The sequence below is a fragment of the Dorea sp. ICN-14282 genome, assembly GCF_037890115.1.
In the GTDB taxonomy this organism is placed as follows: Bacteria; Bacillota; Clostridia; order Lachnospirales; family Lachnospiraceae; genus Dorea_B; species Dorea_B phocaeensis.
Genome location: NZ_JBBKBH010000001.1, coordinates 269,081 through 281,341 on the forward strand (window position 1 = coordinate 269,081; position 12,261 = coordinate 281,341).

At 43.9% G+C, this 12,261-nt stretch carries 11 protein-coding genes; 9 read left to right on the forward strand and 2 right to left on the reverse strand.

What is annotated here, in order from left to right; genetic code table 11:
* Positions 1–49: 49 nt before the first annotated feature.
* Genes WKT00_RS01245 through WKT00_RS01255 form a run of 3 tightly spaced genes read left to right on the forward strand, consistent with a single transcriptional unit; the run spans position 50 to position 2,294 of the window.
* Entirely contained in the window at positions 50–691 is a 642-nt protein-coding gene (locus WKT00_RS01245; protein WP_101694529.1) for a histidine phosphatase family protein, read from the forward strand.
* A 37-nt stretch (positions 692–728) separates the two neighbouring features.
* Positions 729–1,733 (forward strand): tryptophan--tRNA ligase, encoded by a 1,005-nt coding sequence (gene trpS / locus WKT00_RS01250; RefSeq protein ID WP_340260437.1) that lies wholly within the window; start codon positions 729–731, stop codon positions 1,731–1,733.
* An 18-nt stretch (positions 1,734–1,751) separates the two neighbouring features.
* Positions 1,752–2,294, forward strand: coding sequence for a hypothetical protein (locus tag WKT00_RS01255; RefSeq protein ID WP_173814169.1), 543 nt, complete (start codon positions 1,752–1,754; stop codon positions 2,292–2,294).
* A gap of 38 nt (positions 2,295–2,332) precedes the next feature.
* Here the strand turns inward: WKT00_RS01255 and WKT00_RS01260 are convergent, their stop codons facing one another.
* On the reverse strand, positions 2,333–3,964 hold the full coding sequence (locus WKT00_RS01260) for an ABC-F family ATP-binding cassette domain-containing protein (protein WP_101694526.1): 1,632 nt from the start codon (positions 3,962–3,964) through the stop codon (positions 2,333–2,335).
* A 164-nt stretch (positions 3,965–4,128) separates the two neighbouring features.
* On the opposite strand from WKT00_RS01260, the gene WKT00_RS01265 reads away from it, so the two are divergent.
* On the forward strand, positions 4,129–4,986 hold the full coding sequence (locus WKT00_RS01265; protein WP_101694525.1) for a patatin-like phospholipase family protein: 858 nt from the start codon (positions 4,129–4,131) through the stop codon (positions 4,984–4,986).
* Between the two features lie 29 nt (positions 4,987–5,015).
* Here the strand turns inward: WKT00_RS01265 and WKT00_RS01270 are convergent, their stop codons facing one another.
* A complete protein-coding gene (locus WKT00_RS01270; protein WP_101694524.1) occupies positions 5,016–5,660 on the reverse strand; it encodes a GntR family transcriptional regulator in 645 nt (214 codons plus the stop codon).
* 311 nt (positions 5,661–5,971) lie between these two features.
* Here WKT00_RS01270 and garR point away from each other — a divergent pair, with 311 nt between their 5' ends.
* The 5 genes from garR to WKT00_RS01295 all read left to right on the forward strand — a co-directional run bounded on the left by garR (position 5,972) and on the right by WKT00_RS01295 (position 12,221).
* A complete protein-coding gene (garR, locus tag WKT00_RS01275) occupies positions 5,972–6,859 on the forward strand; it encodes a 2-hydroxy-3-oxopropionate reductase (protein WP_101694523.1) in 888 nt (295 codons plus the stop codon).
* 30 nt (positions 6,860–6,889) lie between these two features.
* Complete coding sequence (locus WKT00_RS01280) at positions 6,890–8,314, forward strand: four-carbon acid sugar kinase family protein (protein WP_173814170.1); 1,425 nt, start codon at positions 6,890–6,892, stop codon at positions 8,312–8,314.
* 128 nt (positions 8,315–8,442) lie between these two features.
* Positions 8,443–9,747: a four-carbon acid sugar kinase family protein gene (locus tag WKT00_RS01285; RefSeq protein WP_101694521.1), complete on the forward strand. Its 1,305-nt coding sequence runs from the start codon at positions 8,443–8,445 to the stop codon at positions 9,745–9,747.
* Positions 9,748–9,780: 33 nt separating this feature from the next.
* Positions 9,781–10,779 carry a 4-hydroxythreonine-4-phosphate dehydrogenase PdxA gene (gene pdxA, locus WKT00_RS01290; protein WP_101694520.1) on the forward strand — a complete coding sequence of 333 codons (999 nt, stop codon included), beginning with the start codon at positions 9,781–9,783 and terminating at the stop codon, positions 10,777–10,779.
* 29 nt (positions 10,780–10,808) lie between these two features.
* Complete coding sequence (locus tag WKT00_RS01295; RefSeq protein ID WP_101694519.1) at positions 10,809–12,221, forward strand: GntP family permease; 1,413 nt, start codon at positions 10,809–10,811, stop codon at positions 12,219–12,221.
* Positions 12,222–12,261: the final 40 nt, after the last annotated feature.

The window sequence follows — 12,261 nt, forward strand, 5'->3', positions numbered from 1 at the left end:
GTCAGAAGATGTGCTATACTTACAGGGTGAGTTTTAAGGAGGAAGGAAAATGAAACTATATTTGGTGCGCCACGGTGAAACGGACTGGAATAAGCAAAAGAGGATACAAGGGCAAGTAGATATCCCACTGAATGCATTTGGAAGAAGTTTAGCAAAGAAGACGGCAGAAGGACTGAAAAGTATTCCTTTTGATGTCTGTTACAGCAGTCCTCTTGGACGGGCGGAAGAGACGGCGCGGCTGATTCTAAATGAAAGAGATGTTCCGATTATTACAGATAATCGGATTATGGAGATGGCATTTGGAGAATACGAAGGAAAATGCTGTTCCAAAGAAGGGTGGAACCTTCCTCAGGAATTTGAATGCTTTTTTCACGACCCGGCACATTTTAAGCCTGCGAAAGGCGGAGAATCCTTTGAACAGGTGCAGAAACGTGCAGGAGAATTCATTGAGGAGCTCTGCGGGAAGAGGCAGTATCAGGAGAGTAATGTTCTGATTACGACTCATGGAGCTGCGCTGGCAGGAATTCTGAACCATATCCGGGGCGGCTCGATAGAAGAATACTGGGGAATTGGCGTACATAAGAATTGTGCAGTGACAGAATTGTTCGCGGCAGACGGCAGAATTGAGATTCTGTCTGAAAATGTAGTTTATTATGATGATAAAGTAGAAGACTGGGGAATTGGGAAATAGACAGTCTCCAGATAGATGGCAAGAGGAGGATGAAGATATGATTAATGATAAAAAAGTGCTGTTCAGCGGAATGCAGGCGACGGGAAATCTGACGCTTGGCAATTATCTGGGGGCATTGAAAAACTGGGTGACATTAAGTGACGAGTATGAGTGCTTTTATAGTGTGGTGGACATGCATTCCATTACAGTCAGACAGGATCCGGCTACCCTTAGAAAGCGTGCAAGAGCTCTTTTGACCCTTTACATTGCAGCGGGATTGGATCCGGAGAAAAACTGTATCTATTATCAGTCCCATGTATCAGGTCATGCAGAACTTGCATGGATTCTGAACTGCTTTACCTATATGGGAGAACTGAATCGTATGACACAGTTTAAGGATAAGGCATCTAAGCACGCAGATAATATCAATGCGGGATTATTTACCTATCCCGTCCTGATGGCAGCGGATATTCTGCTTTATCAGGCGGACGTCGTGCCGGTTGGAATTGACCAGATGCAGCATCTGGAACTGACCCGTAATATTGCGGAGCGGTTTAACAATATTTATGGAGATGTGTTTACGGTACCGGAGGCTTATATCGGAAAAGTGGGAGCGAAGATTATGAGCCTTCAGGATCCGACCAGAAAGATGTCGAAGTCAGATGAGAATCCGAATGCCAGCATTTATCTGATGGATGATCCGGATACGATTATCCGCAAATGCAAGCGTGCCGTAACCGATTCAGAGGCTCAGATCCTTTATCGGGATGAGCAGCCGGGTGTAAAGAACCTGATTGATATTTACAGTGCATGTACCGGAAAGAAGCCGGAGGAAGTGGTAAAAGAATTCGACGGTAAGGGATATGGAGACTTTAAGATGGCAGTGGGTGAAGCGGTAGTATCCGTGTTAAAGCCACTGCAGGATGAAGTAGCAAGACTTGAAAAGGATAAGGCTTATATTGAAAGTGTCATTAAGAATAATGCAGAAAAAGCCAATTATTTCGCGATGAAGACTCTGCGAAAAGTGCAGAAGAAGGTTGGATTTCCGGAGAGAATCCGCTAATGAAAGGGGAAATACGGAATGAAGATACAGACGGCAGGACAGCAGAAGTATTATGATTTTATGAAAGAACGAGAGACCAGACTTGAAACGGGAAGAATCGTATGGGTCAGCATGTTGGGAGTGGCGTTTATTTCAGCCCTTTCCAATATTATGATAGGTGTGGTTTTGGGAGCAATTGGAATCTTTTTGGCAGCAGCCAATCATAATTCCAGAAAGGCGCTGATGAAATGTCTGGATGGGGTGAAAGACAGGGAAGATTTTTTCTGGCAGCTCTCAGCGCCGGATCTTCTGGAATATCCGCTGGTGCATGTGATGATCAGTAAGGATTATGTGCTGACAGATCAGTCGGTCCCGGAGATCCTTCGGATCGAGGATATGGAGAAGATTGAGGTAGGAAAGCAGCAGGATATTAAAAAAGTACTGTTTCTAACGGATCCGCAAGGAGGTCGCCATGAGATCGTATCCTATGTGAAAGGGGATGGGCTTCAGGAGACGTTCGATGAGATTTATGAAACGCTGCGCAGTAAATTGCATAAAAAAGATCCTTTGGGAAATGAGTAATTTCCCAAAGGATCTTTTTTTGAAGGTTCTATTTTGTTTTAGTTGTCTTCTTCCTGTACACTGTAAGTCTGGCGTTTTCTTGCCATCTCATCGCTTTCCAGATATTCGTCGTAAGTTGTGATCTTGTCAATCAGTTTGCCGCCTGGAACGATTTCCATAATTCGGTTGGCGGTTGTCTGTACAATCTGATGGTCTCTGGAAGAGAAGAGGATTACACCTGGGAACTTGATCAGTCCGTTGTTTAAGGCGGTGATAGATTCCATATCCAGGTGGTTGGTTGGCTCATCAAGGAGCAAGATGTTGGCGCCGGAAATCATCATCTTAGATAACAGGCAGCGCACCTTCTCACCACCGGAAAGTACTTTGACTTTTTTGACGCCGTCATCACCAGAGAACAGCATTCTTCCAAGGAAGCCGCGGACATAGGTGACGTCTTTGATTTCGGAATACTGGGTCAGCCACTCTACGATCGTGTAGTCGTTATCGAATTCTTTTCCGCTGTCTAATGGGAAATAAGCCTGAGAGGTAGTTACTCCCCATTTATAGGTTCCTTCATCCGGTTCCATTTCCCCGGTGAGGATCTGGAACAAGGTGGTCTTGGCGAGCTCATTGCCGCCAACGAAGGCAACTTTATCTTCACGGTTTAAGGTAAAGGAAATGTTGTCTAATACTTTTTCACCATCGATGGTTTTGCTGAGACCTTCTACCATGAGAACCTCATTTCCAATCTCGCGGTCTGGACGGAAATCAATGTATGGGTATTTTCGGCTGGACGGCTGGATGTCGTCAAGCTGGATTTTTTCTAACGCACGTTTTCTTGATGTCGCCTGCTTGGATTTGGAAGCGTTGGCACTGAACCTTGAGATAAACTCCTGCAGTTCCTTGATCTTTTCCTCTTTCTTTTTGTTTGCTTCCTTCATCTGACGGATCAGAAGCTGGCTGGATTCGTACCAGAAGTCGTAGTTACCTGCGTACAGTTTGATTTTTCCGTAGTCGATATCGGCGATCTGTGTACATACTTTATTTAAGAAATAACGGTCGTGAGATACTACGATAACTGTATTGTCAAAGTTAATCAGGAATTCTTCCAGCCATGCAATAGCGTCCAGATCCAGGTGGTTGGTCGGCTCGTCAAGAAGAAGGATATCTGGATTGCCAAACAGAGCCTGGGCAAGAAGGACCTTAACTTTTTCCGGACCGGTTAAATTTTTCATCATATCATAATGCATCTCTGCCGGGATACCAAGCCCATTTAGCAAAGTAGCAGCGTCAGATTCTGCTTCCCATCCGTTCATAGCAGCGAACTCTGCTTCCAGTTCACTGGCCTTGATTCCGTCCTCATCGGTGAAATCTTCTTTCGCGTAGATTACCTCTTTTTCCTTCATGATCTCATAAAGTCTTGCATTTCCCATCATGACGGTGTCGAGAACCGGAAATTCATCATATTTGAAGTGATCCTGCTGCAGGAAAGACAGACGCTCTCCGGGGGTGATGATGACATCTCCGTTGGTTGGCTCTAATTGTCCGGAGAGAATCTTCAGAAATGTGGATTTTCCGGCTCCGTTTGCACCAATCAGGCCATAGCAGTTTCCTTCGGTAAATTTAATATTGACATCTTCAAACAGCGCTTTTTTACCAACGCGCAGTGTGACATTGCTTGCACTTATCATAATTTCAATACTCCTTATGATTGTTATTCATTCTATTTCTACATACAATTCTCATCTTAACAAATATGAAGGGAAATAGCAAGGATACTTTTTTCTTTGCAGAATGGTTTGCTAACCTAAAAAATGGGTATATAATAACAGAATAGAAAGCGAGGGAGACGAGTATGGAAAAAGCAACAATCGTATTAGAAGGCGGAGCCACAAGGGGTGTCTTTACCTCTGGCGTATTGGATTATCTGATGGAAAAGGAACTTTATCTGTCCCATGTGATAGGAGTATCTGCCGGTTCCTGCAATGGTGTGGATTATGTATCAAAGCAGCCGGGCAGAACCAGGGACTGTATGATTCACAGAGAGAAAGAGTACAGTTATTATAACAGCATTACAAAGTCCATTAAGACGAAGAGTCTGTTGGATATGGATATGGTTTTTGAAAAATATCCGAAAGAAGTATTTCCGTTTGATTTTGATACGTATTTTCGTTCGGAGATAGAGTGTGAGATTGTTACGACAAACTGTGAGACGGGACAGGCAGAATATATGACCGAAACGAAAGACGGAGGCCGTCTGATGAAGATTTGTCGGGCATCCAGCAGTATGCCGCTGGTATCGCCCATTGTGAATATTGATGGGGTTCCCTATCTGGATGGAGGTCTGGCAGATTCGATTCCTGTGAAACGGGCGCTTCAGAAGGGAAATGAGAAGATTGTGCTGATTTTAACCCGAAATCCGGGATACCGTAAGAAACCTGTTTCCAAGGCAGTGGGGAAACTTTACCGTAGATCCTATCAGAAGTATCCGAATCTTACGCGAACCTGCATTCGCAGAAGTCTGATGTACAATCAACAGATGAAACTGGTAGAACAGCTGGAAGAAGAGGGGAAGATATTCGTACTTCGTCCTTTGGTTCCAACGGTGTCCAGGCTGGAAAAAAATTATGATACACTGATGTATTTCTATGAGCATGGATATCGGTTGATGAAGCGTCAGTATGAGGCGCTGGAACGATATCTGGAGCAGTAGTGGGAGCAAGGGCTTATTAAGGGGATGTCTTACAGATCTTCCAGATTGATTTCCCGTGGTTTCTCCATGTGCTGCAGGGTGACCTCGTAGATGTGTTCTGTATCGCCGCGTTTCATAGTATCCAGAATTGCCTGGTGCTCCAGGAAGGTGTCCTGCATCCGGCCTTCGTGTGATAAAGACAGCGCTGCAAGACGCTGCATTCGATATAGAAAGGTTGCGAAAACAGAGGCAAACTGTTCGTTTTTCAGATATTCGATAATTTTGGTGTGGAACTGAAAATCATATTTGCTGAATGCTGGAATGGATTGGGTGGTGTTTAGAATTTCACGCAGCTTTTCCATGATCAAGTCCAGTTCCCCGAATAGTCTGGCAGCGTCCGGTGTATCGGCATGTTTCGCAATTTGCAGGGTACAGTAGCACTCCAGTGCAGAACGGATCTGGAAGGTTTCCTCGACGTCTTTTTTGGAAAGCTGGTGAAGTGTGAATCCACGGCTTGGAATAATATCAACATAGCCTTCCTGAGCCAATCGGTGGATGGCGTCACGAAAAGGTGTCCGGGAGATTCCAAGTTCTTTGGAAAGCTTTGTCTCGGAATATACCTGCTGGTAGGAGAGCTGGTTTGATAAGATTAAGTTTTGCAGATGTTCGTAAGCTTGTTCGTTTAATGCTGTCATGGTATCTCCTTCTTTGATTTTTCTAAAGAATATCATACAACAAATAGCTGATAGGGTCAATATTGCGCGCAGAAATGCGCGCTTTTTTATGTCTAAAATGTTAAAAACATAACGAACAAAACGTGATTATTATGTGAAAATTGCATAAAAAATAAAGGAAAATTATGTGAAAATGGGAGAAAGAATATATGGGTGGTTGACCGGTATACCGGTTTGCAGTATAGTGTGCTTAAGACAGGAAATAATGAACGAATTATTTCAAAAAACAGGATCAAACATTAAAAAATAAGAGAAAAGGAGCGGACATCATTATGAAAGTAGGATTTATCGGACTTGGGATTATGGGAAGACCTATGGCAAAAAACCTTGTAAAAGCAGGGGTAGAACTGTTGGTGACGGATCTGAACAAGGAAGCGGTTGCAGATGTAGTGGCAGCAGGGGCGAAAGAAGCCAGTTATCAGGAGATTGGAGAGGCATGTGAGATTGTGTTCACAATCGTTCCAAATGGAGACATTGTAAAATCCATTCTGTTTGATGAGAATGGAGTGGCATCCACGCTGAAAGCAGGAAGTATCGTATGTGATATGAGTTCTGTGACACCGGTAGAGTCAAAAGAATGTTACACAAGATTGAAAGAGAAGGGTGTGGGCTTTGTGGACGCTCCGGTATCCGGCGGAGAACCGGGGGCAATTGCAGGAACCCTGGCAATTATGGCAGGAGGAGACGAGAAGGATTTTAATGCACTGAAAGAATATTTTGATATTCTTGGTTCTTCTGCACTTTTGATCGGCGAGTCCGGAAGTGGAAGCGTAACCAAGCTTGCGAATCAGATTATTGTAAATAACACTATCGCAGTAGTATCTGAGGCGTTTGTACTGGCGACAAAGGCAGGGGCAGATCCGCAGAAAGTATACGAAGCGATTCGCGGCGGACTGGCAGGAAGCGCTGTGCTGGATGCGAAAATTCCAATGATTGTAGAGCGCAACTTTAAGCCGGGCGGACCGATTAGAATCAATCATAAGGATATTAAGAATGTCGTGAATACAGCTCATGCCATTGATGTTCCCATTCCATATACCGCGCAGTTATATGAGATTCTTCAGGCGCTGAAGATTCATGGCCATATGAATGATGATCATGGCGGAATCGTACAGTATTTTGAAAAACTGGCCGATGTAGAAGTGAAGAAATTCGACTAAGAGGAAGCGTTAGGACAGGAGGAGAGGAATATGGCGATCAAAGCAGAGGTATTGACTTCTTTTAAAACAATTGATGAAGCGTATATTGATGGGCTTTTGGAGAAAGAGATTGCAGCGAATAATAAGAAGATCGTGGTGCTTGACGATGATCCGACGGGAGTACAGACGGTGCATGACATTTCGGTTTATACGAATTGGGAGAAGGAAAGCATCAGACAGGGATTTGAAGAAGAAAATCATCTGTTCTACATTTTGACAAATTCCAGAGGGTTTACAGTGGAACAGACGACAAAAGCGCACCATGAGATTGCGGCAGTGGTGGATGAAGTTGCGAAGGAAACCGGCAAAGAGTACATATTTATCAGCCGGAGCGACAGTACGCTGCGCGGCCATTATCCGTTGGAGACACAGCTTCTAAAGGCGGATTATGAAAAATATACAGGAAGTACTATTGATGGAGAAATTATGTGTCCGTTCTTCAAAGAAGGCGGAAGATTTACCATTGATAATGTACATTATGTAAAGTATGGGGATGAGCTGGTTCCGGCAAATGAAACAGAGTTTGCGAAGGATAAGACATTTGGATATACAGCGTCTACCATGCCGGAATACATTGAAGAGAAGACGAAAGGTGAATACAAGGCTTCTGATGTAACCTGCATTTCCCTGGAAGATATTCACAATATGGATATTGATAAAATAGAAGCGCAGTTAATGGAAGTGAAAGATTTTAACAAAATCATCGTCAATGCGGTTGATTATGTGGATGTGAAGGTGTTCTGTGTGGCGCTTTACCGGGCTATGGCAAAAGGAAAAGTATTTATGTTCCGTACGGCAGCGGCGATTGTGAAGGTGATGGGCGCAGTGACAGACCAGCCGCTTCTTAGCAGAGACCAGATGGTGGTAAAAGAGACAGAAAATGGCGGTATTATTGTGGTAGGCTCTCATACGGAGAAGACAACGAAGCAGGTAGAGTGCCTGAAAGAATTGCAGGATCTTGAATTTATCGAATTGGATGCGACGCTCGTGAAAGATGATGCAGCGTTTGAGGCAGAGGTGGAAAGATGCCTTGCAAAGGAAGAAGAATGTATCCGGGCAGGGAAAACAGTATGCTGTTACACGACACGTGCATTGATTACCGCAGATACGGGAGATAAGGAGGATGAACTTCGTCTTTCTGTAAAGATTTCCGATGCGGTTCAGTCTTTGGTGGGACGTCTTTCTGTTACTCCAAGCTTTGTAATTGCCAAAGGCGGTATTACATCCAGCGACGTGGGTACGAAAGCGCTGGCGGTGAAGAAGGCGAATGTGTTAGGTCAGATTCGACCAGGCATCCCGGTGTGGCAGACGGGAGAGGAAAGCAGATTTCCGCTTACTCCGTATGTGATCTTCCCTGGAAATGTAGGAGAGATTACAACTTTGAAAGAAGCTGTGGAAGTACTTATGAACAAATAATAACATTGGTATTGTGCAATTAGTGAAAAAAAGATTGATAAAAAATAGATTTATTTGACAAAAAGGAACATTGGGAGTACAATATGAACATAAACAAACATAAACGGTAGCAAAAGGGGGAAAATACCATGCCACAGTGTGTTGTGATTGCGGATGATCTGACCGGGGCCAATGCCACGGGGGTACTCCTGAAGAAAATGAATTATAAAGCGTACACGGTAATGAATACAGAACGGATTGAACTGGAGACGCTTTCGGAATGTGATTGTGTGCTGTATCCGACAGACAGTCGCGGGGTGGAATCAGAGATTGCATATAACCGGGTATACAATGTATGTAATCTGTTGAAAAATGATGAGGTGAAGGTCTATTCTAAAAGAATTGACAGTACCCTGCGGGGAAATCTTGGAAGCGAGACGGATGCCATGCTGGACGGACTGGGAGAAGATTACGTGGCGATTGTGGCGCCTTGTTTTCCGTCTTCCGGGCGTATTGTGATCGGTGGTTATATGCTGGTAGAAGGAATTCCTCTCCATAAGACGAATATTGCGATTGATCCGAAGACTCCGGTAAAAGTGTCTGAGGTGGAAGTGCTGTTTAAGGAGCAGAGCAAGTATCAGGTATCCTCTATTTATATGAAGGATATGATGCACGGAAAGCATTATCTGGCGGATCGGCTTTTGGATTGTGTCAACGCCGGAAGCAGGATTATTACAGTGGACTGTGTGACACAGGAGGATCTGGATTTGATTGCCGATGCGGTGATTACCAGTAAGTTGAAAGTGGTTGCAGTAGATCCGGGTGTCTTTACGGCGACTCTTTCCAGAAAATTAATTGTACCGGCAAAGAAAAAAGAGAAAAATAAGATTCTTGCCGTTGTAGGAAGTGTTAACTCGAATACAAAGGTACAAATGGAGGAGTTATGGCTGTCACAGCGGACACACAATGTGTTTGTTCAGACGAAAGAACTTTTGGAGGATGAAGGAAGACGGGAACAGGAAATTGCACGTGTTACGAAGGAAATTCTAGATGAGTGCGATAGAAATGTGATTTCTACAGTGACCGGAGATGGTATTTATCCGGAGAATCGAATTGATTTTGCACCTTATATGGAACGTTATCAGTGCTCTTTAGATGAGGTGACAGGAAAGATCAACCAGGCATTTGCGGAGATTACTTACCGGATCTTCCAGGCGGAGCCAACCTTCAAAGGACTCTATACCAGTGGTGGGGATGTGACAGTGTCTGTTTGCCAAAGATTTGAAACGGCAGGATTAAGTCTGATGGATGAAGTATTGCCGTTGGCAGCGTACGGGCAGTTCCTGAAAGGAAAGTTTGAAGGAGTTCATATTATTACCAAGGGTGGAAGTCAGGGCGGACGAGACGCTATCAACCGTTGTATCACTTATTTGAAGGAAAAATTATATATCTAACGTTTTATAAATTCAAGGAAAGGATGAGACAGCATGAAAAAATCACTTATTGCAGTACCAATTGGAGATCCGGCAGGAGTAGGGCCGGAAATTGTAGCAAAATCTGTTGCATCAAAAGAAGTCTTTGATGTGGCCAACTGCGTAATTGTGGGAGACAGACAGATTATGGAGAATGCGATTCAGATTGTGGGTGCAGACCTGACAGTGAATCTGATTGCAGAACCAGAGGAGGGAGATTTCCGGGAAGGAATCCTGAATCTAATTGATCTTGGCAATGTTGACATGGCCAAATTTGAATTTGGCAAGGTCGATGGAATGTGCGGAAAAGCCGCATATGAATATATTGCAAAGTGTATTGAGCTGGCCAATAACGGCAAGGTTGATGCTGTGGCAACGACACCGATCAACAAAGAATCTCTCCGTGCAGGCGGGATCAATTACATCGGACATACGGAAATATTCGGAGCCCTTACAGGCACCGAGGATCCATTGACCATGTTTGAGACCAACGGGATGAGAGTATTCTTCCTTACCAGACACGTATCACTTCGAGAGATGCTTGATATGATTACGAAAGACAGAATCAAAGATTATGTGAAACGTTGTCTGGAAGCGCTTAAAAAGCTGGGTGTGACAGATGGAACAATGGCAATTGCCGGATTGAATCCACATAGTGGAGAGCATGGACTTTTTGGATGGGAAGAAGTCAATGAGATTATTCCGGCAGTGGAGGAACTGAAAGCGGAAGGATATGATGTAGCAGGACCGATCGGGGCGGATTCTGTATTTCACCAGGCAGCACAGGGCAGATATACCAGTGTATTATCCTTGTACCATGATCAGGGACACATTGCGACAAAGACGCTTGACTTTGAAAAGACGATTGCGATTACCAATGGAATGCCGATCTTACGGACATCCGTAGATCACGGAACGGCATTTGATATCGCAGGAAAAGGAATCGTAAGTGCCGTCAGCATGATCGAAGCTATTTTACTGGCAGCAAAATACGCACCAAACTTTACAAAATAATAAGGCAAAAGGAAACGAGGAGGTCTAACATGGTAAATGGACTTAGTGGGGAAAGAATGCTAATCGGTTTGGCAATAGGTATTGCAGTTCTGATTTTCCTGGTATTGAAAACAAAAGTACAGGCATTCCTGGCATTGATTATCTGTACGATTATCGTTGGTGTAGTTGGCGGTATGCCGCTTGCTAACATTACAATTGAAGTAGATGGAGTAGAAAAGACATTTGGTATTCTTAACTCGATTACATCTGGATTCGGAGGAACACTTGGAAGTATTGGTATTATCATCGGCTTTGGTGTTATGATGGGGCAGATTTTTGAAGTAACGGGTGCTGCGAAGAGAATGGCATATACATTCTTGCGCCTGTTCGGTAAGAAGAGAGAAGAGGAAGCACTTGCCTTGACAGGATTCCTAGTATCTATTCCAATTTTCTGTGATTCTGGATTTGTGGTTTTGGCGCCAATTGCAAAAGCGATTTCAAAGGCTACCAAGAAGTCCTTCATTGGTCTTGGAGTAGCTCTGGCAGCAGGACTTGTTATTACGCACTCTTTGGTACCGCCGACACCGGGACCGTTAGGAGTATGTGGTATCTTTGGTATTGACGTAGGAAGTTTTATTCTTCTTACGATTGTGCTTGCACTGCCAATGACGATTGCATGTATTGCATATGCAAGATTATTCTTATCTAAAAAATATTACCGTATTCCAAATGACGAAGGTGAAATTGTAGAAGTACCTTATCAGGAGCCGGATTACGAAGGCGCATTTGCAATGGATATGCACGGAGTGCCAGGAGCATTGGAATCCTTTATGCCACTTTTGGTTCCGATTATTTTGATTCTGATCAATACAATCGCGTCTGCACTTGGTAAAACGTCAGGTGCTATGGAGATTTTGGTCTTCCTTGGACAGCCAATTGTAGCGGTAGGTCTTGGATTATTGGTTGCAATCTTTACACTGGGAAGAAAGCTGGATAGACATACTTGTCTTTCTGAGATGGAAAAAGGAATGATGTCTGCAGGTATTATTATGCTGGTTACCGGTGGAGGCGGAGCTTTAGGACAGATTATTAAAGACTCCGGACTTGGAAACTTTATGGCAGAAGGACTTGCACAGACTGCAATCCCGATCATTATTCTTCCGCTGTTAATTTCTACAGCAATGCGCTTTATTCAGGGATCAGGTACTGTTGCAATGACAACGGCAGCAAGTATTTCTGCACCGATTATTCTTGCATCCGGAGCAAGTCCGCTTCTTGGAGCGATTGCATGTTGTGTAGGTTCCCTGTTCTTTGGATATTTCAATGACAGTTATTTCTGGGTAGTAAACAGAACACTTGGTGTCAGCGAAGCGAAAGACCAGCTGACGGTATGGTCAGTAACATCTACAATCGCATGGGCAATTGGTGTTGTGGAAGTTTTGATCTTAAACATCTTCATGTAAAAATACAATGATTACATACGAGAAACACAGCAGGAGTTGC